Origin of the sequence: Pseudomonas sp. NPDC089408, assembly GCF_044749445.1 — a bacterium.
GTDB lineage: Bacteria > Pseudomonadota > Gammaproteobacteria > Pseudomonadales > Pseudomonadaceae > Aquipseudomonas.
Window position 1 is genome coordinate 50,564 of sequence record NZ_JBIVHY010000007.1, and the last position, 26,711, is coordinate 77,274.

30 protein-coding genes and 1 pseudogene are annotated in these 26,711 nt (G+C 62.7%); 18 read left to right on the forward strand and 13 right to left on the reverse strand.

What is annotated here, in order from left to right; all coding sequences use genetic code 11:
• Position 1: 1 nt before the first annotated feature.
• The 4 genes from glcF (at position 2) to ACIP02_RS13385 (ending at position 3,683) form a co-directional block, all read left to right on the forward strand.
• Positions 2-1,237, forward strand: coding sequence for a glycolate oxidase subunit GlcF (gene glcF / locus ACIP02_RS13370; RefSeq protein WP_400617215.1), 1,236 nt, complete (start codon positions 2-4; stop codon positions 1,235-1,237).
• A complete protein-coding gene (locus ACIP02_RS13375) occupies positions 1,230-1,628 on the forward strand; it encodes a heme-binding protein (protein ID WP_400617217.1) in 399 nt (132 codons plus the stop codon). Before glcF ends, ACIP02_RS13375 begins: the two co-directional genes overlap by 8 nt.
• Before the next feature lie 165 nt (positions 1,629-1,793).
• Positions 1,794-2,132 carry a hypothetical protein gene (locus ACIP02_RS13380; protein ID WP_400617219.1) on the forward strand — a complete coding sequence of 113 codons (339 nt, stop codon included), beginning with the start codon at positions 1,794-1,796 and terminating at the stop codon, positions 2,130-2,132.
• 117 nt (positions 2,133-2,249) lie between these two features.
• On the forward strand, positions 2,250-3,683 hold the full coding sequence (locus tag ACIP02_RS13385) for a PLP-dependent aminotransferase family protein (protein WP_400617221.1): 1,434 nt from the start codon (positions 2,250-2,252) through the stop codon (positions 3,681-3,683).
• Here ACIP02_RS13385 and ACIP02_RS13390 read toward each other — a convergent pair.
• Positions 3,676-4,872, reverse strand: a complete 1,197-nt coding sequence (locus ACIP02_RS13390; protein ID WP_400617223.1) for a cyanate transporter — start codon at positions 4,870-4,872, stop codon at positions 3,676-3,678. The two genes, ACIP02_RS13385 and ACIP02_RS13390, sit on opposite strands and share 8 nt — an antisense overlap.
• Before the next feature lie 201 nt (positions 4,873-5,073).
• Between ACIP02_RS13390 and ACIP02_RS13395 the strand changes: the two genes are divergently transcribed.
• A complete protein-coding gene (locus tag ACIP02_RS13395) occupies positions 5,074-5,511 on the forward strand; it encodes a carboxymuconolactone decarboxylase family protein (RefSeq protein ID WP_400617225.1) in 438 nt (145 codons plus the stop codon).
• 126 nt (positions 5,512-5,637) lie between these two features.
• Here the strand turns inward: ACIP02_RS13395 and ACIP02_RS13400 are convergent, their stop codons facing one another.
• Positions 5,638-6,648, reverse strand: coding sequence for an AraC family transcriptional regulator ligand-binding domain-containing protein (locus ACIP02_RS13400; protein WP_400617227.1), 1,011 nt, complete (start codon positions 6,646-6,648; stop codon positions 5,638-5,640).
• Positions 6,649-6,818: 170 nt separating this feature from the next.
• Between ACIP02_RS13400 and ACIP02_RS13405 the strand changes: the two genes are divergently transcribed.
• Genes ACIP02_RS13405 through ACIP02_RS13415 form a run of 3 tightly spaced genes read left to right on the forward strand, consistent with a single transcriptional unit; the run spans position 6,819 to position 9,459 of the window.
• Positions 6,819-8,003, forward strand: a complete 1,185-nt coding sequence (locus ACIP02_RS13405; protein WP_201205582.1) for an acetyl-CoA C-acyltransferase family protein — start codon at positions 6,819-6,821, stop codon at positions 8,001-8,003.
• Between the two features lie 13 nt (positions 8,004-8,016).
• Positions 8,017-8,865: a 3-hydroxybutyryl-CoA dehydrogenase gene (locus tag ACIP02_RS13410; RefSeq protein ID WP_400617229.1), complete on the forward strand. Its 849-nt coding sequence runs from the start codon at positions 8,017-8,019 to the stop codon at positions 8,863-8,865.
• Positions 8,866-8,877: 12 nt separating this feature from the next.
• A complete protein-coding gene (locus ACIP02_RS13415) occupies positions 8,878-9,459 on the forward strand; it encodes a TetR/AcrR family transcriptional regulator (RefSeq protein WP_400617231.1) in 582 nt (193 codons plus the stop codon).
• A 177-nt stretch (positions 9,460-9,636) separates the two neighbouring features.
• On the opposite strand, the gene ACIP02_RS13420 is transcribed toward ACIP02_RS13415, so the two are convergent.
• The 5 genes from ACIP02_RS13420 to ACIP02_RS13440 are packed head-to-tail and all read right to left on the reverse strand — an operon-like array spanning position 9,637 to position 16,136.
• A complete protein-coding gene (locus ACIP02_RS13420; protein ID WP_110743225.1) occupies positions 9,637-10,014 on the reverse strand; it encodes a response regulator in 378 nt (125 codons plus the stop codon).
• 44 nt (positions 10,015-10,058) lie between these two features.
• Positions 10,059-11,285, reverse strand: coding sequence for an ATP-binding protein (locus tag ACIP02_RS13425; RefSeq protein WP_400617234.1), 1,227 nt, complete (start codon positions 11,283-11,285; stop codon positions 10,059-10,061).
• On the reverse strand, positions 11,279-11,854 hold the full coding sequence (locus tag ACIP02_RS13430) for a chemotaxis protein CheB (RefSeq protein WP_400617236.1): 576 nt from the start codon (positions 11,852-11,854) through the stop codon (positions 11,279-11,281). The genes ACIP02_RS13425 and ACIP02_RS13430 overlap by 7 nt, the downstream gene beginning before the upstream one ends.
• Positions 11,851-12,672: a CheR family methyltransferase gene (locus tag ACIP02_RS13435; protein ID WP_400617238.1), complete on the reverse strand. Its 822-nt coding sequence runs from the start codon at positions 12,670-12,672 to the stop codon at positions 11,851-11,853. Before ACIP02_RS13435 ends, ACIP02_RS13430 begins: the two co-directional genes overlap by 4 nt.
• Entirely contained in the window at positions 12,669-16,136 is a 3,468-nt protein-coding gene (locus ACIP02_RS13440) for a response regulator (protein WP_400617240.1), read from the reverse strand. Before ACIP02_RS13440 ends, ACIP02_RS13435 begins: the two co-directional genes overlap by 4 nt.
• 248 nt (positions 16,137-16,384) lie before the next feature.
• Between ACIP02_RS13440 and ACIP02_RS13445 the strand changes: the two genes are divergently transcribed.
• Positions 16,385-16,735, forward strand: a complete 351-nt coding sequence (locus ACIP02_RS13445) for a response regulator (protein WP_400617242.1) — start codon at positions 16,385-16,387, stop codon at positions 16,733-16,735.
• A 119-nt stretch (positions 16,736-16,854) separates the two neighbouring features.
• Here ACIP02_RS13445 and cobF read toward each other — a convergent pair whose 3' ends face one another.
• Both cobF and ACIP02_RS13455 read right to left on the reverse strand, forming a co-directional pair.
• Positions 16,855-17,604 carry a precorrin-6A synthase (deacetylating) gene (cobF, locus tag ACIP02_RS13450; protein WP_400617244.1) on the reverse strand — a complete coding sequence of 250 codons (750 nt, stop codon included), beginning with the start codon at positions 17,602-17,604 and terminating at the stop codon, positions 16,855-16,857.
• 79 nt (positions 17,605-17,683) lie between these two features.
• Complete coding sequence (locus tag ACIP02_RS13455) at positions 17,684-18,973, reverse strand: OprD family porin (RefSeq protein ID WP_400617246.1); 1,290 nt, start codon at positions 18,971-18,973, stop codon at positions 17,684-17,686.
• A gap of 364 nt (positions 18,974-19,337) precedes the next feature.
• Between ACIP02_RS13455 and ACIP02_RS13460 the strand changes: the two genes are divergently transcribed.
• From ACIP02_RS13460 to ACIP02_RS13470, 3 genes are all read left to right on the forward strand, one after another.
• Positions 19,338-19,697: a histone-like nucleoid-structuring protein, MvaT/MvaU family gene (locus ACIP02_RS13460; protein ID WP_201205603.1), complete on the forward strand. Its 360-nt coding sequence runs from the start codon at positions 19,338-19,340 to the stop codon at positions 19,695-19,697.
• 225 nt (positions 19,698-19,922) lie between these two features.
• Positions 19,923-20,450, forward strand: coding sequence for a lactoylglutathione lyase (gene gloA, locus ACIP02_RS13465; RefSeq protein WP_400617248.1), 528 nt, complete (start codon positions 19,923-19,925; stop codon positions 20,448-20,450).
• 97 nt (positions 20,451-20,547) lie between these two features.
• On the forward strand, positions 20,548-20,790 hold the full coding sequence (locus ACIP02_RS13470) for a hypothetical protein (protein WP_400617250.1): 243 nt from the start codon (positions 20,548-20,550) through the stop codon (positions 20,788-20,790).
• A gap of 119 nt (positions 20,791-20,909) precedes the next feature.
• Here ACIP02_RS13470 and ACIP02_RS13475 read toward each other — a convergent pair whose 3' ends face one another.
• On the reverse strand, positions 20,910-21,731 hold the full coding sequence (locus ACIP02_RS13475; RefSeq protein WP_400617252.1) for a shikimate 5-dehydrogenase: 822 nt from the start codon (positions 21,729-21,731) through the stop codon (positions 20,910-20,912).
• Positions 21,732-21,892: 161 nt separating this feature from the next.
• On the opposite strand from ACIP02_RS13475, the gene ACIP02_RS13480 reads away from it, so the two are divergent.
• Both ACIP02_RS13480 and ACIP02_RS13485 read left to right on the forward strand, forming a co-directional pair.
• Positions 21,893-22,240 (forward strand): hypothetical protein, encoded by a 348-nt coding sequence (locus ACIP02_RS13480; protein ID WP_400617254.1) that lies wholly within the window; start codon positions 21,893-21,895, stop codon positions 22,238-22,240.
• Positions 22,241-22,334: 94 nt separating this feature from the next.
• Entirely contained in the window at positions 22,335-22,517 is a 183-nt protein-coding gene (locus ACIP02_RS13485; protein ID WP_400617256.1) for a hypothetical protein, read from the forward strand.
• A 32-nt stretch (positions 22,518-22,549) separates the two neighbouring features.
• On the opposite strand, the gene ACIP02_RS13490 is transcribed toward ACIP02_RS13485, so the two are convergent.
• Positions 22,550-22,870 carry a chemotaxis protein gene (locus ACIP02_RS13490; protein WP_400617258.1) on the reverse strand — a complete coding sequence of 107 codons (321 nt, stop codon included), beginning with the start codon at positions 22,868-22,870 and terminating at the stop codon, positions 22,550-22,552.
• Positions 22,871-23,032: 162 nt separating this feature from the next.
• Here ACIP02_RS13490 and ACIP02_RS13495 point away from each other — a divergent pair, with 162 nt between their 5' ends.
• Complete coding sequence (locus ACIP02_RS13495; protein ID WP_400617536.1) at positions 23,033-23,857, forward strand: helix-turn-helix transcriptional regulator; 825 nt, start codon at positions 23,033-23,035, stop codon at positions 23,855-23,857.
• 38 nt (positions 23,858-23,895) lie between these two features.
• On the opposite strand, the gene ACIP02_RS13500 is transcribed toward ACIP02_RS13495, so the two are convergent.
• Positions 23,896-24,219 carry a DUF1654 domain-containing protein gene (locus ACIP02_RS13500; protein WP_400617260.1) on the reverse strand — a complete coding sequence of 108 codons (324 nt, stop codon included), beginning with the start codon at positions 24,217-24,219 and terminating at the stop codon, positions 23,896-23,898.
• Between the two features lie 239 nt (positions 24,220-24,458).
• Here ACIP02_RS13500 and ACIP02_RS13505 point away from each other — a divergent pair, with 239 nt between their 5' ends.
• Positions 24,459-25,133, forward strand: a complete 675-nt coding sequence (locus ACIP02_RS13505; protein ID WP_400617262.1) for a polysaccharide lyase family 7 protein — start codon at positions 24,459-24,461, stop codon at positions 25,131-25,133.
• A 121-nt stretch (positions 25,134-25,254) separates the two neighbouring features.
• Here ACIP02_RS13505 and ACIP02_RS13510 read toward each other — a convergent pair whose 3' ends face one another.
• Positions 25,255-25,518 (reverse strand): hypothetical protein, encoded by a 264-nt coding sequence (locus ACIP02_RS13510; RefSeq protein WP_400617264.1) that lies wholly within the window; start codon positions 25,516-25,518, stop codon positions 25,255-25,257.
• A gap of 401 nt (positions 25,519-25,919) precedes the next feature.
• Between ACIP02_RS13510 and ACIP02_RS13515 the strand changes: the two genes are divergently transcribed.
• Positions 25,920-26,369 carry a GNAT family N-acetyltransferase gene (locus ACIP02_RS13515; protein ID WP_400617266.1) on the forward strand — a complete coding sequence of 150 codons (450 nt, stop codon included), beginning with the start codon at positions 25,920-25,922 and terminating at the stop codon, positions 26,367-26,369.
• A gap of 21 nt (positions 26,370-26,390) precedes the next feature.
• A pseudogene (locus tag ACIP02_RS13520) lies at positions 26,391-26,561 on the forward strand (nucleoid-associated protein YejK); the annotation flags it as partial.
• Positions 26,562-26,711: the final 150 nt, after the last annotated feature.

Here is a 26,711-nt window from a genome sequence, read left to right on the forward strand (position 1 = left end):
CATGCAAACCAACCTCAGCGAAACCTCCCGCCGCCTGGCCCGCGCCGACGAAGCCGAAAGCATCCTGCGTTCCTGCGTGCACTGTGGCTTCTGCACCGCTACCTGCCCTACCTACCAGTTGCTGGGGGATGAACTGGACGGGCCACGCGGGCGCATCTACCTGGTCAAGCAGGTGCTCGAAGGCGAGCCGATCACCGCCAGCACCCAGCTCCACCTGGACCGCTGCCTGACCTGCCGCAACTGCGAAACCACCTGCCCATCCGGGGTGAAATACCACGACCTGCTGGACATCGGCCGCGCCGTGGTCGAGCAGCAGGTAGCGCGCCCGCTCGGCCAGCGCCTGCTGCGCCAGGGCCTGCGTGCAGTGGTGCCGCGCCCGGCACTGTTCAAGGCGCTGACCCGCAGCGGCCAGGCCCTGCGCCCGCTGCTGCCGGCCACGCTCAAGCGCAAGCTGCCGGCGCACGTCACCCCACCTGGCCAGCGCCCCGCTCTGCGCCATGCGCGGCGGGTGCTGATGCTCGAGGGCTGCGTGCAGCCGGCCCTGTCACCCAACACCAATGCTGCTGCCGCGCGCCTGCTTGACCGCCTGGGGATCAGCGTGCAAGCGATCCACCAGGCCGGTTGCTGTGGCGCCGTGGACTACCACCTGAACGCCCAGGCACAAGGCCTGCAACGCGCTCGACGCAATATCGACGCCTGGTGGCCGGCCATCGAAGCGGGCGCCGAGGCCATCGTGCAAACCGCCAGCGGCTGCGGCGCGTTTGTCCGTGACTACGGCCACCTGCTGGCGCAAGACCCGCATTACGCCGCCAAGGCTGCACGGGTCAGTGCGCTGTCCCGCGACCTGGTAGAAGTGCTGCGCGATGAACCGGTTGAGCAACTGGGCCTGTGCGCCGAGCAGCGCCTGGCCTTCCACTGCCCGTGCACCCTGCAGCATGCCCTGAAGCTGGGCGGCGCGGTGGAGGCATTGCTGACACGCCTGGGCTTTACGCTGACTGCGGTGCCCGATGGCCACCTGTGTTGCGGCTCGGCGGGCACCTATTCGCTGACCCAACCTGAACTGTCCCTGCAACTGCGCGATAATCGCCTGAATGCGCTGGAAAGCGGCAAACCGCAAGTCATCGCTACCGCCAACATCGGCTGCCAGACCCACCTCGACGGGGCTGGGCGCACGCCGGTACGGCACTGGATCGAAATCGTCGAAGCAGCCTTGAACCCGGAGACCTCCCATGCATAGCAAGTTCGTGATCGGCCAGGCCGATGTTGCCCGTGTACTGAACGCCGCCCGCCAGGAAGCGCTGAACCAGAACTGGAACGTGACCATCGCCGTGGTAGACGACGGCGGGCACCCCTTGGCTCTGGAGCGCCTGGACGGTTGTGCGCCGGCCAGTGCCTACATTGCCCTGGAGAAGGCCCGTACCTCGGCGCTAGGGCGCAAGGAAACCCGCGATTACGAGGAAATGGTCAATGGTGGCCGTACCGCCTTCGTTACGGCGCCGCTGCTGACCAGCCTGGAAGGCGGCGTGCCGCTGAAGGTGGAGGGCCAGGTGGTGGGTGCCATTGGCGTGTCCGGGGTCAAGTCCGAGCAGGATGCCCAGGTGGCCAAGGCTGGGGCTGGCGCTTTGTAAAGCCTGTGCCAGCCTCTTCGCGGCGGTTCGACGCCTCGATGAGCCCGCTCGCACATGAGAGGAGAATCAGAAATTTCCCACAGAGCCCTCGGAAGCGTCCTACTTGCCCGTTCAACCTGAAGAAAACAAGATCGGCATGCGATGACTGTCCAGGGGAAACTCCGCATGCACGTGTACGCCCGCTCCATTGCCGAACTGCGCAACAGCCTGCGCGAAATGCTTGCCCATGACATCAACAACCCCGATGAAGACCCGCACCTGTCGGGGGTGATGTTCTTCTGTGCGACGGATGAGCAGACCCGCTTGTTGATCGAACGCATCGAGCTACTGGCCAGCGCAGTGTTCTTCGACTTGAACGGGCGGGCAATTACCGAGCATATGCGGGCGGCCACAGTGGACGGCGTGTGCATCAAGCGCAACCGCAAGGCGCCAGCGGACGAAACCGTCATACGCATAGCAGTAGCGGACAAGGGCTATATCACCGTGAGCACCGCCCGACTCTGACCCGTCATTCCTGGGCCTGCTTTGCAGCCCATCGCCGGCGATTGGGCCGCAAAGCGGCCCCATGCTGTTCCCTGGCCAATCCGCTATCCTGAGCACTCCCTCGCTCCGGACCGCCCCATGGAACTGCACATCCGCCTGGAGGGCCGTAAAGGCCTGGCCGACCAGCTTTACCAGCAATTGCGCGCCGGTATCGACAGCGGCCACCTGGCTGCCGGCACCCAGCTGCCACCTACCCGCCTGCTGGCCGAACAACTGGGCGTTTCGCGCAAGACCGTGGCCGAGGCCTATTCACGCCTGACCTACGACAACCTGCTCAGCGGCGTGGTCGGCCGTGGCACCTTCATCACCCCACGCCAGCCGCTACGCAGCAGCGGAGCAGCCGGCATCCCCCTGGCCGGCGCCGCGGCTCTCGAGCGCTGGCAGCAGCGTGCCACGGTGCTCGCCCAACGCCAGCTGCAGACACCCTCGCGCTACGACTTCATCGGCGGCGCTTCAAGCAAGGCGCAATTCCCGTTCGACCAATGGCGCAGTTGCCTGAACTACGCCCTGCGCCGCAGCCAGCGCCACCCCGAACGGCAATTTCCGGCCCAGGGCCTGCCGGAGCTGCGCGAGGCCATTGCCTATCATGTCGCCTACGCCCGTGGCGTACATTGCAGCGCCGCCGACCTGCTGGTGTGCAACGGTGCCCAGCAGGCACTGGACCTGATCGCCCGGGTGCTGGTCGAACCGGGTTGCCCGGTGGCCATGGAAGACCCCGGCTATCCGCCGGCACGGCAACTGTTCCTGGCCCTGGGTGCACGCCTGCAATCGGTACCGGTGGATGCTGAAGGCCTGTGCGTAGAGCAGATCGCCGACGGTACCCGGCTGATCTACGTAACGCCTTCGCACCAGTTCCCGCTGGGCATGCCGATGAGCGAGCCCCGCCGCCACGCCCTGCTGGCGCGGGCTGCCGAGCTGGGGGCGCTGATCATCGAGGACGACTACGACTGCGAATTCCGCTACCACGGGCCGGCCTCGCACGCGCTGCAGCGCCTCGACCGGCATGGCCTGGTGGCTTATGTGGGGACGTTTTCCAAAACCTTGCTGTCCGAGCTGCGCCTGGGTTATGCCGTGCTGCCGCCGGCGGTGCTGCAGGCCGCTTGTGTGGCCAAGCACCTCAGCGACTGGCACAGCCCGACCCTGCTGCAATGGGCGCTGGCGCGTTTCCTTGGCGAGGGCCACCTGAACAGGCACATCCGCCGCTGTCACGACGTCTACAGTGCCCGCCGCGAGCGCATCCTGGCACGCCTGGGCGGCGACCTGGCGCCGTGGTTCGACGCCATTCCCGCCAGCGCCGGCTTCCACCTCAGCGCCCTGGCCAAACCCGAGGTCGATGTGGAACTACTGGCCAACCTCGCGCGCAAGGTGGAAGTCGGCCTGTATTCGCTGGCGCCGTTCTTCAGCGAAGCGCCAGTACGCCCGGGGCTGTTGCTGGGCTTCGGCGCCATCGAACTGCTGGACATCGACCCGGCGCTGGACCGGGTGCGCGATACCCTGCAACGCCTCAGCTGACCGGGGCCGCCTTACCCGCGGCTGGCGGGCGGGCGATCGCCGCCGCATAGCCGCGCGGGTTGAAGCAGGCGGTCACCAGCAACATCGCCAACACCGTCACGGTCAGCAGCGTCCATGAAGCCTGGAAATCGCCACTGACATCGCGCAGCCAGCCGGTGATATACGGCACGATGCCGGTGATGATAAAGCCGATACCCTGCACGAACGCTGCCAGGCTGCCGGCTTCGGCGGGCGTTTTCAGGTGCTCCAGGGTTAGCGTCAGGCTCTGGCTGAAGCAGGCGCCCAGGCCAAAACCGATCATCGCGACCCACAGCCCCGAAGCCACCGTCGGCGCCAGCAGCAGGCCGAGGAAGCCGGCCAGCTGGATCGCCAGCGCCAGCCACAGGCCCGGGCGGCGGTCCGCCCAGCGCCGCAGCAACAACGGTAGCCCCAGCGCGCCGGCCACCTGGAAGATGGTCATCAGGCCTACCAGGTCGGCGCCGCCCTGGGCACTGCCGCCGTGCTCCATGTGGTAGGCCGGCAACCAGGCCACCATGCTGGTGTAGCCGCCATTGATCAGGCCGAAGTACAGCGCCAGCAACCACGCCCGGCGGGTGCCGAACCAATGCCCGCCTGTGGCTCCCGCCAACTTCGGCGCATCGTGGCGTGGCCGCAGCACGGCCCAGGCCAGCACCGCCAGCACGGCCGGGATCGCCCACAGGCCCAGGCCGGCCTGCCAGTGGCCGAAGTGGCCGCTGATGTGTGGCCCGAGCACTGCCGCCATGCCGCCGCCAGTCATCAGTGCCGCCGAATACAGGCCCATGGCCCCGGCCAGGCGCCCGGGGAACCAGCGGTTGACCAGCCCCGGCATCATGCCCTGCACCACCGCCACGCCCAAACCGGCCACTACCGCACTGGCAATCAACGCCCAGGCGCTGTCCAGCTGCAGGCGCCACAGGCAGGCCAAGGCAATCGCTGCCAGGCCGCCGAGCATGCCGCCATGCTCGCTCATCCAGCGCCGTAGCCACGGCTGCAACAACGGCACCAGGCCCATGCACAGCACCGGCAGCGCCGTCAGCAGGGCCGCCTGCTGGTAACCCAGGCCGGTGCTGGCACGCATGGGTTCGAGTAACGGGCCGATACTGGTCAGGATCGGTCGCAGGTTCAGTGCCAGCAGGATCACCAGCAACAGGTTCAGTGCAGCTCTCATTGTGAATCGGTTCTCTTCTCGCAAGACCAAGCCATTATCCCGGCTTGGCCGGGCTGGCAGAAATGAAGAGATTGGATGCTTGTCAGTGGCCACCTGAATGCACGATTGGCCTCCCGCTTATGGGCGCAATTGGCTATCGGGGCGGCCCATGCACAGCGCTACAGTAGCGTCATTGCCACCCCACACCTTTTGGAGAATGCCATGCACAACCGTATCGAATGGGCCAAACACGCACCCGAAGCCTACAAAGCCATGGTCGGCCTGGAACAGGCCCTGGCCAAGAGCGGCCTGGAGAATTCGCTGCTGGAACTGGTACGCCTGCGCGCCTCGCAGATCAACGGCTGCGCCTACTGCGTCAACCTGCACGCCAACGATGCACGCAAGGCCGGTGAAACCGAAGCACGCCTGCAGACCTTGTGCGTGTGGCAGGAAACCGCCTTTTTCACCCCGCGTGAACGTGCGGCGCTGGCCTGGGTCGAGAGCCTGACCCGCCTGCCTGAACAGGGCGCGCCACAAGGGCAGTACGAAGCCCTGCAGGAACACTTCGAGCCGGCCGAAGTGGCCAACCTGACCTTGGCGATTGCCACCATCAATGCCTGGAACCGCTTCGGGGTCGGGTTTGCCATGGTGCCGGCCTGATCATTGCAGGTTGCCTGTGCCGGCCTCTTCGCGGCGGTTCGACGCCTCGATGAACCCGCTCCTACACGTACAGCGATACCTGTGTAGGAGCGGGTTCACCCGCGAAGAGGCCAGCACAGGCAATAGCTAACGCCCCGCCAACCGCGCCCGATAGCTACCAGGGCTTTGCCCGGTCCATTTCTTGAACGCCCGGTGAAACGCACTGGGCTCCTGAAACCCCGCCTGTTCGGCAATTTCGGCAATGCTCAGCTCGCCTTCGCGCAAGCGCTCGAAGGCCATCGCCCGGCGCACCTCATCCTTGATCTGCTGGTACGACCGCCCCTCGCGCTCCAGCTGCCGGCGGAACGTACTGGCACTCACCCCCTGCTGCTGTGCCAGCGCGGCCAAGGTCGGCCATTGCCCGTAACGGCGTGCCCGCAGGTGCCGGTACACCTCGGCCACCAGCCCGTTCTGGTTGCGAAAGCGGATCACCAGCCCTTGCGGCGCACTGCGCAAGAAGGTCTTCAAGGCCGCCACGTCCTGCACCACCGGCTGGCGCAGGCAGGCACTGTCGAACTCTACCTCGGTGCGCCCGCTGCCCAGGCGCAGGTCTGGCCCCCACAACAGCAGGTCGTCCTCCTGGGCCGGGCGCGACACTGCCAGCTCGGTGCGGTCGATGGCGATCCGCCGCCCGCCCAGCCAGCACAGCATGCCAACCATCAGCACCAGGTAGGTTTCCTCGGCGTACACCCGGGTCAGCGGGTCGGTGATACTTGACTGCACACTGATCAGCGCCCGCCCACCGCGTAATGTGAGGCTGCCGCGCAGGTCACGCAGGAACAAACCGAAGCCGCCCATGCACTGGCGCAGGGCCTTTTCCAGGTTGGGTTCGAGAATCAGCCCCCGGCAGATCAAGGCAAAACTGCCCAGCGGCATGCCGTGGCTGTCGAGGCGGAAGAACTCATCGTCCAGGCGCTGGATCAACGCCAGCCACAGTTGCGCGAACGCCTTGGCCGGCACCCGCGCCTGGGGCTGATCGAGCAGTTGCGGGTCGATGCCCACCGCGCGCAACTGTGCATCACGCTCGGCGGGGCTGTCGCGCAGGGCGTGGAGCATGGCATTGAGAAAGTACACGGCGACCGAATCGCTATCGCGCATGGCGGTTTTCGCTGTCTATGCTGAGTGGCAAAAAGTGCCAGGTTGTTTGAACAGTTCCGGCATAGGCTGCAACAGAGCCTTTGCCTAGACTCGGACCCACTCCGGGACCTTGCCGGCCATTCTCGCAGAGCCTGGCCCGGTCCCGCCATGCCTTCGCAATCGGAGCCTCTATGAGCAGCGCAGAAATCTACGTCGTCAGTGCCGTCCGTTCAGCCATTGGTGGCTTTGGCGGTTCCCTCAAGGACCTGCCGCTGGCCGACCTGGCCAGCGCCATTACCCGCGCCGCCATCGAGCGCTCGGGCTTGGCCGCCGAGCAAGTCGGCCATCTGGTGATGGGCACCGTGATTCCTACCGAACCCCGTGACGCCTACCTGGCTCGGGTAGCGGCCATGAACGCCGGCATCCCCAAGGAAACCCCGGCTTTTAACGTTAACCGCCTGTGCGGCTCGGGCCTGCAGGCCATCGTCTCGGCGGCCCAGGGCCTGCTGCTGGGCGATACCGACGTGGCCATTGCCGCTGGCGCCGAATCCATGAGCCGTGGCCCTTACCTGCTGCCGCAAGCGCGCTGGGGCGCACGCATGGGTGACCTGCAAGGTATCGACTACACCGTTGGCGTGCTGCATGACCCGTTCGAGCACTTCCACATGGGCATCACCGCCGAAAACGTCGCGGCCAAACATGGCATCACCCGTGAAATGCAGGACGAACTGGCCCTGACCAGCCAGCGCCGCGCCGCCCGCGCCATTGCCGAAGGCCGCTTCGCCAGCCAGATCGTGCCGGTGGAGCTGAAAACCCGCAAAGGCAGCGTGCAGTTCAGCGTCGATGAACATGTGCGTGGCGACGTGACCGCCGAGCAACTGGCCGGCATGAAGCCGGTGTTCAAGAAAGACGGAACCGTCACCGCCGGCAACGCCAGCGGTATCAACGACGGCGCCGCCGGCCTGGTACTGGCAAGCGGTGACGCCGTACGCCGCCTGGGCCTGAAGCCGCTGGCCCGCCTGGTCGGCTACGCGCATGCCGGGGTGGAACCCGAGCTGATGGGCCTGGGGCCGATCCCTGCCACCCGCAAGGTGCTGGAAAAGACCGGCCTGAAGGTCCAGGACCTGGACGTGATCGAGTCCAACGAAGCCTTCGCCGCCCAGGCCTGCGCCGTGGCTAGCGAGCTGGGCTTCGACCCGGAAAAGGTCAACCCCAACGGTTCGGGCATTTCCCTCGGCCACCCGGTAGGTGCCACCGGCGCGATCATCGCCACCAAGGCCATCCACGAGCTGCAGCGCATCCAGGGCCGCTATGCCCTGGCCACCATGTGCATCGGCGGCGGCCAAGGCATCGCCATCGTCTTCGAGCGCGTTTGAGGGAGCCTGATGCATGAGCATTGAACAGATCGCCGTGATCGGCGCCGGCACCATGGGCAACGGCATTGCCCAAGTGTGCGCAGTGGCTGGCTACCGGGTGCTGCTGGTGGATGTTTCCGACGCGGCGCTGGAGCGCGGCGTGGCCACCTTGAGCAAAAACCTGGAGCGCCAGGTCAGCAAAGGCACGCTTGACGCCGAAAAGGCTGCAGCCGCGAAAACGCGTATCCGCACCAGCACCGACTACAGCCAGCTCGGCACTGCGCAGATGGTGATCGAGGCCGCCACCGAGAACCTGCAGCTGAAGCAGCGCATCCTGCAGCAGGTGGCAGCCAACGTCGCTGCCGACTGCCTGATCGCCACCAACACCTCGTCGCTGTCGGTCACCCAGCTGGCCGCCAGCATTGAGCACCCGGAGCGCTTTATTGGCGTGCACTTCTTCAACCCGGTGCCGATGATGGCGCTGGTCGAGATCATTCGTGGGCTGCAGACCAGCGACAGCACCTACGCCCAGGCGCTGCTGGTCACGGAAAAGGTCGGCAAGACCCCAATCAGCGCCGGCAACCGCCCCGGCTTTGTAGTCAACCGCATCCTGGTGCCGATGATCAACGAAGCGATCTTCGTGCGCCAGGAAGGCCTGGCCAGTGCCGAGGACATCGACACCGGCATGCGCCTGGGCTGCAACCAGCCGATCGGCCCGTTGGCACTGGCCGACCTGATCGGCCTGGACACCTTGCTGGCAATCATGGAGGCCTTCCATGAGGGCTTCAACGACAGCAAGTACCGCCCTGCCCCGCTGCTCAAGGAAATGGTCGCGGCCGGTTGGCTGGGGCGCAAGAGCGGCCGCGGCTTCTTCACTTACTGAGGAACAGGCACCATGCCCCCGATCAATGCCGCGATGCGCTGTGCCAACTTTGAAGAGCGACGTGACCGGGCCATGGCGCTGTTTGCCGAAAAGGGCTTTGGCCAGGTCAGCATGCGCGAGCTGGCGGCCCATGTCGGGCTGACAGCCGGCTCGCTGTACCATCACTTTCCCAGCAAGCAAGACCTGCTGTTCGACCTGATCGAGGAGCTGTACGAGGAATTGCAGGCCACCCTCGACCAGGGCCGCAGAGCCATGGCACGGGGGACTTCGGCGTTGAGCTGCCTGATTGCCGCGCACTGGCAGCTGCATGCCGAGCGGCCGTTGCAGTTTCGTCTGGCAGAGCGGGATTTCTGTTGCCTGAGCGACGATCAGCAACGGCGCCTGGCCCAGTTGCGTGCGCGTTACGAGGCGGGGCTGCTGCGGCTGATTGCGCCGCAGGCAAAGTTGCAAGGGCAAGCCCTGGTGGCCACGGCGCATGTGGTGGCCACCTTGCTTAACCAGTTGCCGGGGATGTTGCAGGCGCTGCCCGAGGCTCAGGGGGTGGGGTTGATGGAGAGCCTGTTGGTGGGTGGGTTGGAGCGGACCTTGGGTTGATTTGCGCCGCCTTCAAGACATGCACAGATCCTGTAGGAGCGGCCTTGTGTCGCGAAAGGGCCGCGAAGCGGCCCCAGCAAGTTGTGCATTTGCGCTGGTAGCCTGGGGCCGCTTCGCGGCCCTTTCGCGACACAAGGCCGCTCCTACAGGGACCGCACTCCGCCTGAAGAATGGCTTTCAGCGCAGGAGCGACTGGATCTGCTCGTGCAGGGTATCCAGGTCGAACGGCTTGGCCAGGATCGGTGCCTTGCGGGTGATCGGGCTGCCGGATTCGAGGATCTCTGCCGGGTAGCCACTGATGAAGATCACCTTCAGGTCCGGCCGCAGCTTCACCGCCGGCTCGGCAATCTCCACCCCGGAGATCCCGCCCGGCAAGCGGAAGTCGGTCACCATCAGGTCCAGGTGCGGCTTGCTCGCCAGGATGGCGAACGCCTGTTCACCATCTTCGGCCACCAGCACGTGGTAGCCCTCACCAGCGAGGTAGTCACGCAAAATCATGCGGATCGCCGGTTCATCCTCAACCACCAGCACCACGTCTTGTGCATCTTCACTCATGTTAACGCCTTGAAATACATACAGTTGGCCATCAGACCCCAGGCTCACGCAGAGGTTGCCCGCGCCTGGTCGTTTTGTTGTTCGAACGTAGCCAGTGGCAATTGCAAGGTGAAGGTAGCACCTTTGCCCTCTTCACTGTCCACCAGAATACGCCCGCCATGGGCATGCACGATCTGCTCCGAAATATACAGCCCCAAGCCCAGACCACCGCTGGCATGCTGGCTGGCCACCCGTTCGAACTGCTGGAAAATCCGCTGCTGGTTGGCCATGCCAATGCCGATGCCGTGGTCCTGTACCTGCACACAGGCCAGGTCGCCCTGCTCGTACACACGCACCTGCACCGGTTTGCGCTCACCGTAGCGCAAGGCATTGGACAACAGGTTGGCCAGTACTTGCTCAATACGGAATTCGTCCCACTCACCTTGCAACGGCTCGCAGCACTGCAACTCGATATGCGTTTCCAGCGCCAGGGCCTGGGCGGTAAAGTTTTCCACCAAGCCACGCACCAGTTGGCTCAGATCGAAGGCCTTAGGCCGTAGCGACAGTTTGCCGGTACGGATGCGCGAGACATCGAGCATGTCTTCGATCAGGCGAATCAGGCTATTGATCTGCCGCTCGTCGCGCTCGACCATGGCCTGTAGTTTGTCGCCAGTGAACGCTGCCAGGTTGCCACGTGCCAGGTGCAACTTGCGCAGCTGGGTTTCCAGGATCAGCCCGTTGAGCGGGGTACGCACCTCGTGGGAGACGATCGACATGAAGTCATCGCGCATGCGCACCGCGTGCTCCAGTTCACCGCGAGCCGTCTGCAACTGGGCCAGCAGCACCTCCTGCTCCTGGCGGCTGCGCTCCAGCGCCTGCAACTGGCGGTCGAGCACCTTGCGCTGGCGGTACAAATCGACGAACACCGACACCTTGCTCTTCACCGCCAGGGTATCGAGCGGCTTGTGCAGGAAGTCCACCGCCCCGCTTTCGTAACCCTTGAAGGCGTAGTTCATCTCGCGCCCGGCGGCGGTGACGAAGACGATTGGGATGTTGCGGGTCTTTTCCGTGCCGCGCATCAGTTCGGCCAGTTCAAAGCCGTTCATGCCCGGCATCTGTACATCGAGAATGGCCAAGGCAAACTCGTGTTCGAGCAACAGCGACAATGCGGCCTCGGCAGACTGGGCCTGGTGCACCTCGCGGTCTTCGCCCTGGATCAGGGCGTCGAGGGCCAGCAGGTTTTCCGGCAGGTCGTCGACGATCAGCAGTTTGGCGATGGTGTGGCTTAGCATGCGCTAGGCTCCAGGGCAGCGAGCAACCGCTCGACGCCACTCAGGGTAAGAATATGGTCAGGCTGATGCAGGGCCAGGGCGGCCTCGGGCATCAGCGCAACCTGTGCGTCGCGGGGGTCCTGGACGATGGTCCGGCCGCCGCTGTTCTTGATGTAGGCAAGCCCTTGGGCGCCGTCTTCGTTGGCACCGGTGAGCAACACGCCAAGCAGGCCGGCGCCATAGGCATCGGCCGCGGAGATGAACAGGTAGTCGATGGCCGGCCGGGAAAAATGCACCGGCGGTTCCTGACTCAGCGACAGGGTGAAGTCACGCTCCACCGACAGGTGGTAACCCGGCCCGGCCACGTATATCTGCCCGGGTTGTATCGGCTGTTTGTCCCGCGCCTCGCTCACTGGACGGTGCAGGCGCCGCTGCAGCACCTCGGCCAGCTGGCTGTGGCGGTCATCCGGCAGGTGCAGTACACACAGCACCGGGATGGCGAAGCTTTCCGGCAACCCGCCCAGCACGGTAAACAGCGCCGTCACGCCACCAGCCGAGGCACCGATCACCACCGCGTGCACGCCGTTCATGATTTGCGATAGATCCGTTCAGGCTTGACCAGCGGCTCGAAATGCTCGCTGTAAGCGGAAAAATCCACCGACTCCTTGCTGCCCAGCACCAGGAAGCCGCGATGGCACAGCGACTCATGGAACAAGCCAAAGGCACGGTCTTGCAGTTCCTTGTTGAAGTAGATCAGCACATTGCGGCACGACACCAGCTGGGTTTCGGAAAACACGCTGTCGGTAGCCAGGCTGTGGTCGGCAAAGGTCACGTTGTCGCGCAGGGTGCTGTCCATGATCGCGTTGCCGTAGGCTGCCGTGTAGTACTCGGCAAAGTCTCGGCGCCCGCCGGCGATACGGTAGTTTTCGGCGTACTCGCGCATGCTCTGCATCGAGTAGATACCCTGCTTGGCCTTGTCCAGCGAGTGCGGGTTGATGTCGGTGGCATAGATGATGGTGCGCTCCAGCAGGCCTTCCTCGCGCAGCAGGATGGCCATCGAGTACACTTCTTCGCCCGTGCTGCAGCCGGCAATCCACACCTTGATGGACGGCCAGGTGCGCAGCAGCGGCACCACTTCGTTGCGCAGCGCCAGGAAGTGCCCCGGGTCGCGGAACATCTCGCTGACGGGGATGGTCAGGTACTGCAGCAATTGCATGAACATGCCCGGGTCGTGCAGCACGCGCTCCTGCAGCGCCGATACCGTCAGGCAGTCGAACTGGCGCAGCGCATGCAGGATCCGGCGCTTGATCGAAGCGCCGGAATAGTTGCGGAAATCGTAGCTGTACTTGAGGTAGATGGCCTCGATCAGCAAGCGGATTTCGATGTCGGTGTTACGTTCGCTAGTCAAATTCGCTCCAGTTGCGGCAGCCAGACACGGATCAGCGAGAACAAGCGGTCCAGGTCGATCGGTTTGGCCAGGTAATCATTGGCACCGGCCTGCAGGCAACGCTGCTGGTCATCCTTCATCGCCTTGGCGGTCACGGCAATGATCGGCAGCTTGCGCCAGCGCGCTTGCTGGCGAATCAGCCGGGTAGCTTCGAAGCCGTCCATTTCCGGCATCATCACGTCCATCAGCACCAGGTCGATGTCGTCATGCTGCTCCAGGCGCTCGATGGCCTCGCGGCCGTTACGGCCGATCTCGACGATCGCACCCTTGTGCTCCAGCGCGCTGGTCAAGGCGAAGATATTGCGCACGTCATCGTCCACCAGCAGCACCTTGCGCCCTTCGAACACCTTGTCGCGGCTGCGCGCGGTCTTGAGCATGCGCTGGCGTTCGTTGGACAACTGCGATTCGACCTTGTGCAGGAACAGCGTCACTTCGTCGAGCAGGCGCTCGGGCGAGCGGGCGCCCTTGATGATGATCGAGCGCGAGTACTTGAGCAGGTCGGCTTCTTCTTCGCGGGTGAGGTTGCGCCCGGTATACACGATCACCGGCGGGAAGGCGCGGATATCTTCGGCAGTCATGCGCTTGAGCAGCTCGTTGCCGAGCATGTCCGGCAGCTTGAGGTCGATGATCATGCAGTCGTAGATGTTTTCACGCAGCAGCGCCAGCGCATCCTGGGCCATGCCCACGGCGGTGATCTCGACGTCGTCATCGCCGATCAGGCGGGCGATGCTCTCGCGCTGCAGGTCGTCGTCTTCCACCAGCAGAATGTGCTTGAGCTTCTGCGTCAGCTTGGCCTCCAGGCGGGCGAACACTTCCTTCAGCTCTTCGCGGCTGGTAGGTTTGACCGCGTAGCCGACGGCGCCCATGTGCATGGCGGCCTCGACGCGGTCCTCGACAGAAATGATATGCACCGGAATGTGCCGGGTATTGGCCTGCTCCTTGAGGCGCTGCAGCACGGTGAGGCCGGAATGATCCGGCAGGCGCATGTCCAGCAGGATCGCATCGGGGATGTACTGGGCGGCCAGTTCGAAGCCTTCGTCGGCCCCATGCGCCACCAGGCAGCTGTAGCCCAGCTCATGGGCCAGGTCGAAGAGAATGCGGGCGAAGTTCGGTTCGTCTTCGATCACCAGAATGCAGCGGTTGCCGAAGGGTGCCCGTTCGCGGTCGTCGGCAAAGGCCTGCACAGGGCGCTTCGGCGCGGCCACCGCCGACACTTGCGGCACCGGTGGCAGTGCATCGACGGCCGGGCGCAGGCTAAGGGGCTCGACGTCCTGCGTCAGGTTCTCGTAGCGCTCCGGCAATACCAGGCTGAACACGCTGCCCTGCCCCGGGCTGCTGTCGACGCCGATGTGCCCGCCCAGCAAATGGGCGAGGTCGCGGGAGATCGACAGACCCAGGCCGGTACCGCCATAGCGACGATTGCTGGTGCCATCGACCTGGTGGAAGGCCCCGAATATAGCCTGCTGCTGGTCGGCGGCAATACCAATGCCGGAATCACGCACGGCAAATACGATGCCGCTGCCCGGCTGGTAGCCGATGTTCAGGCTGACCTGACCACGTTCGGTGAACTTGATAGCGTTGGACAGCAGGTTCTTGAGAATCTGCTCCAGGCGCTGGCGGTCGGTGAACAGGGTAGCCGGCACCTGCGCTTCGGCAGTCACCTCGAAGGCCAGGCCCTTGTGCCCGGCCAACGGTTCGAACATGCCGCGCAGGCCTTCGACCAGGCGTGCCAATTGAGTCGTCTCGGGCCGCACTTCAAGCTTGCCGGCCTCGACCTTGGCGATGTCGAGGATATCGTTGATCAGGTTGAGCAGATCGTTGCCGGCCGAGTAGATCGACTCGGCAAACTTCACCTGTTCGCCGCTGAGGTTGCCTTCGGCGTTCTCCGCCAGCAGCTTCGCCAGTATCAGCGAGCTGTTCAGCGGCGTGCGCAACTCGTGGGACATGTTGGCCAGGAATTCGGACTTGTACTTGCTCGAACGCTGCAGTTCATCCGCGCGTGCCTGCAGCTCTTCCTGGGCCTGGACCAGTTCGTCGTTCTTGCGGTCCAGCGCCTCGGTGCGCTCGGACAGCTGCTCGTTGGTCTGCTCCAGCTCAGCCTGCTGGGTCTCCAGGTGGGCCTGGGACTCCTTGAGCACGCGGGACTGCTCTTCCAGCTCTTCGTTGGCGGTTTTCAGTTCTTCCTGCTGCACCTGCAGCTCTTCGTTCAGCTGCTGGGTTTCGGCCAGTACTTCCTGCAAGCGCTGGCGGTAACGGGCGCTTTCAATGGCGATACCGACGTTATCCTCCACCCGCTGCAGCAGTTCGCCGTCGCGGTCTTGCAACGCACGCAGGAAGCCCAGCTCCAGCACGCCGTTGATCTGCCCGCCATCGCTGGCCGGCATCACCAGGGCACTGCGCGGCAGCCCCTTGCCCAGACCGGAGCTAAGGTGAAAGTAGCTCTCTGGCAGTTCATCCAGGCGCAGTATTCGGTCTTCGCGTACCGCTTGGCCCAACAGGCCTTCGTGATCGCCCAGTACCTGCTCGCGGGCCATTTGCTCGGCATCCAGGCCATAGCTGGCCACGCGTACCAGCCGGCCATGCTCGTCACGTACGTACAGCGCCCCGACCACACTGCCCAGGTAGCTGGCGAAGAAGCGCAGTATGTTGTCGCCGAGCATGGGCAGGGTCAACTGGCCCAGCACCTGTTCGGCCAACTGGGTTTGCCCGTTGCGCAGCCAGGCCTGGTGCTCCAGTCGCTCGGCCGAACGCTGTTGGGCCTGGAGGTTTTCGTCGTAGCTGCCAGACAACGCCAACAGGTCGCGCCGCCCGAGGTAGGCCAACAAGGCGCTCAGGCCGACGATGAACAACACGAAGGCCGAAATCGCCGTAACGGTGACGGTGCTGACCTTCTCGTTGCGGGCCATGCGCAGTTGCTGTTCGGTGCCGATGAGGTTGTCGAATTCTTTGCGAATCTCATCTGTCAGGCGCTTGCCTCGGCCATTGCCGATCAGCTCCCGATAGGCGCCATCATTGCGGCGCAGATCAATCATGTTGCTGCCAAATTCGTTCCACGCTTGTTGCAGCGCAACCAGCCTGTCGATGCGGTCGACTTGCTGCGGGTTGTCCTCAACCATGCCACGCAGGCTTTGCAGGCTACTGAGAATACGCGGTTTGGCCACCTCGTAGGGGTCGAGGAAACGCTCGTCACCGGTCAGCAGGAAGCCGCGCATGCCGGTCTCCATGTCGATCGACAACTTCACCGTTTCGTTGGCAGTGCCGATCACCCGGTCGGTGTGCTCGACCCATTGCATGGCCGAGAGCAGGTAGTTGATCACCGCGACAAAGGCCACGGCGCCCAACAGGCCGACCCCCAGGGGAAGGCCGATATTGCGGCTCAACAGCTTGCGAAAGCTTCGCTGGTCCATCGAGGCTGCTTGAATCATGAGAAAACGCCCGAGCAAAAAAAGTGCATTGAATAGGGTGGCGGATCAGTCGTTGTTGTTATCTGCCACTGCGCCGTCCTGAAAAGCGAGTCTAACCAGCTTTACCGGCCCTGGCAGGGCATTTAGCCAGTATTTGAAGGTTGTGTTCGAGAATCGTTCCATCTATTTGCCCGTATCGGTATCCTCGGGAACTTATGCTGGCGCCTTGTGCACAGACTTAGAACATTCATTAGCACAGGATCGCAACCATGCACCTTCTGGTAGTCGAAGACGACGACATCGTACGCATGCTGATGGTCGAAGTGCTCGACGAGCTGGGCTATACGGTCATCGAGGCAGAAGATGCCAGCGCAGCGTTGGGCATACTCGAAAACCCGGACCAGCCCTTGGCCTTGATGATGACCGACGTGGGGCTGCCGGACATGCGCGGCGAAGCGCTGGCGGGCAAAGCGCGCGAACTGCGGCCGCTGTTGCCGGTGCTGTTTGCCAGTGGTTATGCCGACAGCTTCAATGTGCCCGAGGGCATGCACCTGATCGGCAAGCCGTTCAGTATCGACCAACTGCGGGACAAGGTGATGGCGATTCTGGGTAACCCTTGAGACTGCGGCGCCTGCTTCGCGGGTAAACCCGCTCCCACAGGGTTCCCACAATATTCAAGGTGGTGATTTACCTGTGGGAGCGGGTTCACCCGCGAAGAGGCCGGTACAGACAACCCACCTCACAGCTCCCTGCGCAACAGGTAGGTATCCATGATCCACCCCTTACGCGCCCGCACCCGCTCACGCACCTCCAGGATCTGCGCTTTCACCGCCGCCAAAGGCCCGGCAATCAGCACCTCGTCTTCAGTCCCCAGATAAGCGCCCCAGTAAATCATCAGCCCCGGGTCATCCAGCTGGGCAAACGTGCACTGCCCATCAAGCATCACCACGACATTGTCGATAACTCCCTGCTCGACCAGGCGCCGCCCAGGCAGCACGGTCAGTGGTTCGCCAATACGGTTCAACGCCACCTGGTGCCGCGCCGCCAACGCCTGCACGCTGCTGATACCCGGAATCACCTGCAGGCGCAGCGCTACGCCGCGTTCGCGGACCAGGTCAAGAATACGCAAGGTGCTGTCATACAGCGTGGGTTCGCCCCACAGCAGAAAAGCGCCGGTTTCCCCGCCGCCCATTTCCTGCTCGATCAGTTGGGCATACAGTGCCGCCCGCTGGCGGTGCCAGTCCTGCACTGCGCCCAGGTAGTCGTCTGCCTGGTGATCGCGCAGCGGGTCGGCCACCTGCACCAGCCGATAGCCGCCCTCGGGGCGGTAGCGTTGCAGGATGGCTTTGCGCAGGCGCACCAGCTCGTCCTTGTCGCCGCCCTTGTCGAGCACGAAGAACACACTGGCACTGCGCAACGCGTCGACGGCCTCATAAGTGACCTGACGCGGATCACCCGGGCCGATGCCGATCAACAACAGGTTTTTCATTGCCCTGCCCTTTGCCTGCCCTTTGTCAAAAACAAGCCGCCATTGTCAGGCGGCTGCCAGTCATTGGCAAAGCGACCGGTCAGAAGATCGAGAAGTTGTAGCTGACAATCACCCGGGTCTCGTCCATGTCACGCGCCCACTGTTCATAGTTGCTTCGATACGTGGAATTACGCAGGCGCACGCTGACGTCCTTGAACGTGCCACTTTGCACCTGGTACTTGAACTCGGTGTCGCGCTCCCATTCCTTGCCTTCGGCGTTGCTGCCCGGCACCTTGATGTTGTCACCGTTGATGTAACGGGTGAAGAAGGTCAGGCCGGGAACACCCAGGGCCTTGAAGTCATAGTCATAGCGCACTTGCCAGGAGCGTTCCTGGGCGGCGGCGAAGTCGTTGACCTGGGCGTAGTTGACCAGGTACGGGTTGCTGCCATCCAGGTACGGCATGGCACTGTCGCCATACATGCGCTGCCAGCCGGCACTGATCTTGTGGCCACCCAGGCTGTAGCCGAGCATGCCGCTGAACGCGCGGTGGTCGATGGCGCCAGCGCGGGCATTGCCGATGTCGTCGCTCTTGATCAGGCGCAGGTCGGCTGACAGGCTACCCACCGCCATTGGCTGGCTGGCCACCAGGCCGAGGAAGTGCTGGCGGTAGATGTTCTCCAGCTTGGCTACCTGGTATTGGGCACTGAAGCGCTCGTTGAAGCGGTAATCGACACCGGCCAGGTCGAAGTGGTCGGCTTCGGTGTCGCAGGCATAGCGCTTGTTCTTGCAGTGCACGCGAATGTCCTGGCGGTCGGTGGAGTCCCGTGCGGTGTATTTATCCAGGCGTGCCAGGGTGAACTTCAGGTCGTGCAGTTCTTCGGAGGTGAGCATCGCGCCATGGAACATGGTCGGCAGCAGGCGACCATCGTTGTACTTGAGCAGCGGTACATCCGGCATCATCGAACCGTACTTGAGCACGGTGCTGGAAACCTTGACCTTGGCTGCCAGGCCCATCTTGGCGTACTGGTCGGCCGAGTGCCGCGGGTCGCGGCCGGAAGATGGTAGCAAACCACTGTTACTGTCGGCCGGGCTGGAATCCAGTTTGAAACCGAACATGCCCAGTGCGTCCACACCAAAACCGACCGGGCCCTGGGTATAACCCGACTGTACATTGAGAATGAAGCCTTGCGCCCACTCTTCGCGCTTGGACGCACCCTGGCCGGAACTGCTGTGGCCGTCACGGAAATCCCGGTTGAAATAGACATTGCGTGCTTCGAGCTTGGCGCTGCTGTCTTCAAGAAAACCGGCGGCCTGGGCATTGACGCCGGCACACATCAAGAACAGGCCGGCAACACGACGCCCGGGGGCGAGGGGAAAAGGGGCAAACATGGGAGGAAACATCCACAATCAAGGCGAGTTAACAACCCGCGGCACGCGCTGGGCCACGGTACTGCGTCAAGGCCGAACAAATAGCCGGCCATCATCTGAAATTGTCGCGCACAGGCTCTGGCGCGGGCCATTGGACCATGGTCTAAGCGGCGCGTGGGGCCGCGTTGGAAAAGTGGCGAAACACCGCACACAAAACTAGGAAAGTTCCCGGCTTATTTACAAAAAGTTAGCAGTTTACCCAGTAGCCATGAATGACTACACTCGATATCAGCGAACAGCGGAACCCACCCGCGTGGCCGGCGTTTTTTACTCTTCTTCAATGTTCGTCACGCCCTGCCACGACCGACGTACAGGAGTGATTATAGTGTCCAGACTTGCAGAGTTTCGTGCTGCCGAAAAAGCGCTCCAGGAACAGATGGCGCAACTGGAAGCGTTGAAAAAGGATGCCGGCCTCAAACGCGAAATCGAATTCGAGCAGAAACTAGTCGGCCTGATGAAAAGCTATGACAAGAGCCTGCGCGATATCATCGCCATTCTCGACCCCAAGGCTGTGGCTCGCGTTTCCAGCGCGGCCCCCAAGCAGCAGCGCCGCCCGCGCGTCGTCAAGGTTTACACCCATCCGGACACGGGCGAACGGATCGAGACCAAAGGCGGCAACCACCGCGGGCTCAAGGCCTGGAAAGAAAAATATGGCGCCGCCACGGTGGAAAGCTGGGTTCGCTGATGAAACATCAACGCCTGCTTCACACTTTTTTCACAAGGGCTGGCTCAGTATCGAGGCAGCTAAAGGACTAGCGACCCCATCACGCGCCCGCACATGCGGGCCTCTAATTCCAGCGCCCTGCCTTGTGCAGGGCGCTTTCATTTGCGCAATCGACGCACTGCCGTATCATGGCCAGCCTGTCTGTTTTGCCGGTGCCCTGCACCCGGCCCCGTCTCAGGAGTTACCATGAGCCTGCATGATCTGCAAACCCTGCCTGGCGTTACCGCGCAACCCGATGCCGCCACCGCCCAGTTCGTCTTCAACCACACCATGCTGCGGGTCAAGGACATCGAGAAGTCGCTGGACTTCTATACCCGCGTGCTGGGCTTCAGCCTGGTAGACAAGCGTGACTTTCCCGAAGCCGCTTTCAGCCTGTACTTCCTGGCCCTGGTCGAGCCGGCGCAAATCCCTGCCGATGACACGGCTCGTCACCAGTGGATGAAGTCGATCCCCGGCGTACTGGAACTGACCCACAACCACGGCACTGAAAACGATGCCGAATTTGCCTACCACAACGGCAACACCGACCCGCGCGGCTTCGGCCACATCTGCATTTCGGTGCCAGACGTGCGTGCTGCCTGTGCACGCTTCGAAGCACTGGAAGTACCCTTCCAGAAACGCCTGCAGGACGGGCGCATGAACCACCTGGCGTTCGTCAAGGACCCGGACGGCTACTGGGTCGAAGTGATTCAGCCCACCGAGCTTAACGGCTAGGCATTCGTCGCGAGGCGTTCGTCGGGCCGGGAACTCCAGGCCCCTTGCTGTGGTATATGAAGGTAACTGCTTCACATGCCACAGCGAGGTAAGGACGATGCAATCTCTTCACTGTGAATACCGCGAGCACACTATCACCGCCAGCGTGATGCCCCACCCCGACTCCCCGCTGCCCTACGCCGCAGGCTGCCTGATCACCGCCCCGGACGGGCACACCAGCAGGCGCATGGCGATGCCGATGAAGTTCTTCTCCGATCTTGATAATGCGCAGCATGTGTCGCTGGCCCATGGGCGGGCGCTGGTTGACCAGCAGCTGGATGATGGGCGCAAGGTGTTCTGATACTGTGATGTGCCTGCACTGGCCTTTTCGCGGGTGAACCCGCTCCTACAACGACCGCGACTGATTGCACAATCGTTGTAGGAGCGGGTTTACCCGCGAAAAGGCCGGTACAGGAATGATCAGATATCCCGGGCGAACGCCACCGCCGCATCCACCTGCGCCTGCGTCGGCCTTACCCCGGTATACAGCACGAACTGCTCCAGCGCCTGCAGCGCAATCACCTCAAGCCCGGTAATCACCGGCTTGCCCAACGCCTGCGCGCGGCGTATCAATGGCGTCTGCGCCGGCATCGCCACAACATCGAACACCCGCTCCGCCGCCGTAATGGCGTTCTCGGAAAACGCCAGTTCATTGGCCTCCGGCCCACCCCCCATGCCGATAGGCGTCACGTTCACCAGCATCGGCGGGCAAACATCGCCCAGTTCCGCCACCCAGCGATACCCGCAAACATCCGCCAGCTGCCGGCCAGCCTGTTCGTTACGCGCAACGATGATGCCTTCAGCAAACCCGGCATCGCGCAGGGCACTGGCCACCGCCTTGGCCATGCCACCACTGCCACGCAGGGCAAAGGCGGTAGCCGGGTCAACCTGGTGCTGCGCCAGCAACTGGCGCACCGCCAGGTAATCCGTGTTGTAGGCTCTCAACCGGCCCTCGTCGTTGACCAGGGTATTGACCGACTCGATGGCGGCCGCCGAGGGGTCGACTTCATCGACCAGGGCCATGCACGCTTCCTTGTACGGCATCGACACCCCGCAGCCGCGAATACCCAGGGCACGTATGCCCGCCACCGCCGCCGGCAGGTCATCGGTGCGCATGGCCTTGTAGTAGAAGTCCAGGCCCAACTGCTGATACAGGTGGTTGTGAAAGCGTACGCCGAACGTGCCGGGGCGGCCTGCCAAGGAGATGCACAGCACGGTATCCCTGCTGGGAGTTGTCGACATAACCTGCTCCTTTGTCATAACTGAAACGTTTGTGCAGCGTAACAGAGGCAACCACTGGTCGTCCCTTACACAACCTTTACCGTTCCCCTGTGCTCAGTTGACAGAGCCCGGAGTCATAGTAGTAACACCCCACTCCAGGGGGTTTACCTACGAGGTTGCCCATGAACCGTCTCATACCCGGAATCGCCCTGCTGGTCGGTGCCTTGGCCATCAGCGGGCCCGCTGCCGCTCACGGTTATGGCGGCCATGGCGGTGGTTGGTATGGCCCTGGGCCGCTGCTGGGGGCGGCCGTGGTTGGCGCTGTGGTCGGGGCAACGGTTTATGGCGGGCATGACCGTACCGTGTATGTCGAACGCCAGCCGGTCTATTACCCGCCGCAGCCGGTATACGTGCAACCGCCCCCGCAGCCGGTTTACTACCAGCCGTACTATGCACCGGCCCCGCCACCCCCGGGTTACCGCGCCTACTATGCGCCACCGCCGGTGTACTACGGCCCGCCACGCTGGTAAGGGTTGATAGAACTAATGACCACTATCGACAACGTTGATTTCAAACCGCTGCGGCCGCTGCGTATCGTAGCGCCATGTTTTACAGGAGGTCCACATGGCCACTATCCAGATCATGTCCGTTGTCGGCAGCGCCGTCCCCGTTTCATTGCGTGAACAAGGCCTGCTGGCGTGCTGGTACCTGGTGCGCAACGGCGAAGCCGTGAGCGGGCCGATGCCAAGCCTTGCCTCGGCCCAGGCCCTGGTTGAACAGTTACAGCCAGATACCCTGGTTGCCTGACCCGAATTTGTTGTGCGTTGCTCCCTACGCCCTTATGGCCCGCCACACTGGCGGGCTTTTTTTTGGGCGGTCAGCGCAATGACCTTGCCTTGCAGTCGGCCTACCCTGAGCACCAGTTCGTTGCGCTCCCTGGCCAGTTGGTCAGCCTTGGTTTCTGCCTCTTTACGGGCAGTGCGCTCGATATCAAGCAGTTCAGTCAGGCGCCGGACTACCGCAATGTCTGCACTGTCCATTGCACGGTCTGCTGCATCCCTGGACAGCCATTTGCGCAGCCACAGAAATGCACCCAGCAACACGGTGCCCGTTCCACCCAGCCAAGTGACGGTGCCCGGGCCGAGGTCAGTCGGATCCATGTAAACCTCATTCCTCAAGGTGATGGGGTAATCCGCAGAAAATCGTCTCGGCGGCTTTTCTTCTTCACAGAATTAATTTAGCCTTAAGCTAATATAATCTCAAGGATAAATTTAGCCATGCGCACATTTAGCAGCAAGCTAAACACTGGCATGCTTCGCCCTATGGACATCTATGAAATCCGCAAGCACAACCTGGTCAAGCTGATTGGCGGCCAGCGTAAGGGATCCTGCGCTGAGCGCTGGGGGATGGCGCCTGCACACTTGAGCCAGATCCTTTCAGACAAGACCGCGAAAAACCTGGGCGATGACGTAGCCAGGCGCATCGAGGGCATCGAAGGCTTGCCACGCGGCTGGTTCGACGCGCTTGCAGCAGGCGAACACGTGCAAGCTGTGGTCGAGCCCACCGATAGCAAGCAGTCTGCGGCGGAACTGGTCAGGCAGATGTTGGCCAGAAGTGGCAAAGGTATCCCTGAAGAAACCCGGCAAAGGTTGCTGGCTGCTGCCGAGGAGCCGGCCGACGCTGTGCTGGTCAAGGCGGACCTCGCCCGCCCCAGCCTGGTCGGAGACGAAGTCTGGATCGCCCACTACGATGTGCGGGCAGCCATGGGCGGCGGCCAGATCCCTCACGACTACCCGGAAATGTTCAAGGATGTTCGCGTCAGCCCGAGCCATCTGCGCGAACTGGGCGTGGAGTTCAGTGAGCACCACCACCTCAAAATGGTAACCGGCTGGGGCCAGTCGATGGAGCCGACCATCAAGCATCGCGACCCGCTGATCGTCGACGTCAGCATCCGTGAGTTCGTCGGCGACGGCATCTACTTCTTCTCCTGGGGCGACCACATCTACATCAAGCGCCTGCAGATCGCAGATGAAGACCATTTCGAGATGATTTCCGACAACTCGCGGCACAAGGACCGCATGATTCGCCGGGAAGAAACCTACATCCAGGCCAGGGTGCTGCTGGTATGGAACGCCCACTTGGTGTGAAGCGTATGCCGCCCATGCCGACGAGCTTTTACTGATGCTCAGAAGGGTGCCGCTTCCTCGACCTGCCCTGCGCTGCCCTGCTCGACGATAAAATCGTCGCGCTGCTCCACGCTGCTGCGCTCCCAGCGCACCATCACGCTCTCATCGTCGTTGAAGGTCAGGTCCAGCTCGGGCGTTTCCGACAGCAAGCCCATCACCTCTTCCCATTCCGCATCACCGTCGCTGTCCAGGCGATGCACCCTGACCCAGCGCTGCGTCTGTGCCACCGGGTGGTTGATCATCGACGACACGCGCAGGCTAAGCCGCTCTATTCCGGTCATTTCCTGGCGATGCTGAGCTGCCGGCTTCATCTGTATAGACATATTCTTACCCTGATAGCTGTATATTCGTACAGCACTTGCTGAAAGCTTATCTCACCGGCAAATCCAGCGTAAAGCCCCACCACGGAAAAATTTCGCCAGCAGGTAATGCGTTGCAGAAAAAAAATTTAGCTAATCGCTATTGACTGAGATTTAGCTTGGGGCTAATTTTTATCAGGCAGCCACCTGCACGGCTGCCAAAGCAACCCGCCAATAAGGCTCACTTTTTGTCAGGAGTTTCCATGGCCGTAGATATCAGCAACCTCACCCTCGCCACCCCGGTGGCCGTATCTTCAACCAACCCCGTGGCGCTCGAGCTCAACGGCGCCGAAGCGATTGCCCGCTTTCCGAGCGTGGTCAAAATACTCAGTGACGGTTCGATCCAGCTCTCTGCCCCCACCAAAGGCGCGTCGAGCAAAAGCACTCATCGAACCCGCTGCGAGTGGACCGAAACCCAGGACTGGACGCTGGCCAGTGCCCAGGACCACTGGAACCGCCAAACCATGGCACTGACCAAGGTCAACGCAGCACAGAAGGTGGTCATTGCCCAGATGCACGTACGCGGCGACGACAGCCCGCCGGTGAAAGTGTTCTGGAAGAAAGGCGACATCACCCTGGGCTTTCGAGCAACCTACAACCAGGCTGACCCGGTCAACTCGACGGTGCTGAAGGGCGTACCGCTGGGGGCGATTTTCAATGTCAGCATTCACGTCACTGGCCAGGGCCTGGTTACGGTGACAGCCACCTGCAATGGGCAGGCCGGCGCGTCGGGCGAACTGCAACTCGACAGCAGCTGGGCCTCGCGGCGGTTCGAGTTCCATGGTGGGGTCTACAACCAGGTCGACTATAGCGATGCAACGCCCGCCGATGACGGCTCGATCTGCATTATCAGCGAACTCTCGCTGGTCCATGGCTGAGCGTTGAGTACCGGCACGGCGCCCCGATGCCCTGCGGCGAAATGCAGACTGCATCGGGATGCCGGCTGGCCGGGTGCGCATGGCCGGCAGGCGTGACACGCCATTGATCAGTCCCGATGAGTCATATTGTCCCGCGGATCATCTGCAAGCGGTCCCGCCCGGCCTCGGTGATGGCATTTTCCCCTTCATCACTGAGGCGATAACGACCCGACACCATCATGGTGATCGAGAACCTGACCAGCCCGCTTCTGGACAGGGCCTCGCCCACCTCGAAGCTCATGGCCTGTTCCAGGTCGAAAAGCTTGATCTCTCCGATTTTGAAGCGGGTAAACGCCACCAAGGCTGTATCCAGTTCTTGCTGGCTGATCTCACGTGCGTGTTGCATCAGACCTCCCAGGTCATGAGCGCCCCGGTCCATGGGCTTGAAGGCAACGAACCGGGCGGTTTGTCGAAGGCGGACCGTACTATGACGCGGTCGAGGTCGCTACTGGGTTTCCATCCACGCTGGATGGGTGGGCAGCCAAGCCCTTGTGGGTATCAGCGTGACTTCCTTCGCCCTTTGCTTGCGTAATGCTTAGGCAACCTCCGCGTCATGCGTATCGACCATGGAGTCGGCCTGGTCTACCCACCGTCACTGCCCTGCGAGCGTCAGCAATGGGTCAATAGCAGCCGGTCGCGATTGACCGTTTCCGACCCATTGCAAACGGGCGGATACAGAACCGTTACCAAGTAACCGAGACAGAAATCTGGTATAGAAATAACCCTACCTAGTCACGGACGACAGCCATGTATATCCGCAAGATGACCCTGGATGATTTACCCGGCGCCAATACTCTCTGCATGGACGCATTCATGCTGGCAGTCGCGCCCTCGCTGTCGGTGCAGGGCGTAGAAACCTTTGCCAAGGTTGCGGCACAGCAGGCCTTTGCCGAGCGCATGACGGGCGACAACCTGATGCTGGTTTGTGTCGTAGAGGAAACCTTGGCGGGGCTGATCGAACTCAAGGAAGGGCGCCATGTGGCGATGCTGTTCGTTGCACCGGGCTGGCAGCGTCGCGGTGTTGGCAGACGTCTGATGGCGGCGGCGTTGGAGCAAGCCAACGGCGAGGTCGCGACGGTCAGGGCGTCGCTGTCTTCTGTAAAGGCTTATGAGCGCTACGGGTTTGCACTGTCGGGGGAGGTAGGTGAGTTTGCCGGGCTGGTTTATCAGCCGATGGAAAAGCAGTTGGTCGGTTGAGGGCCAGCTTTCCTTATCTTCGAGCGCACGATCAACCCGTTCCGTCGCTTTACCGGACGTGCTGAGGGGCTATGCTTCGAGGCGCATCTGCTGGGCAACACGTTCGAATTCGACCAGGACGCCGGCACGCTGATGATCAAGGGCGTGCCGACTCAGTTGGTGGACCAGCTGAAGCGGTCAACGGCAGCCTGACTATACGCAATTACCCCACTATGCCGGATCCGGCGCTAGAGGGCGGCGAGGGTCACCATCTGCCTGCTAGGCAGCTGGGGCACTCCGTGCAGGTGTGCTGACAACCTACGCCAAGTGGCTGAATTCAGCCAATGATTGGTCTGAGCTAGC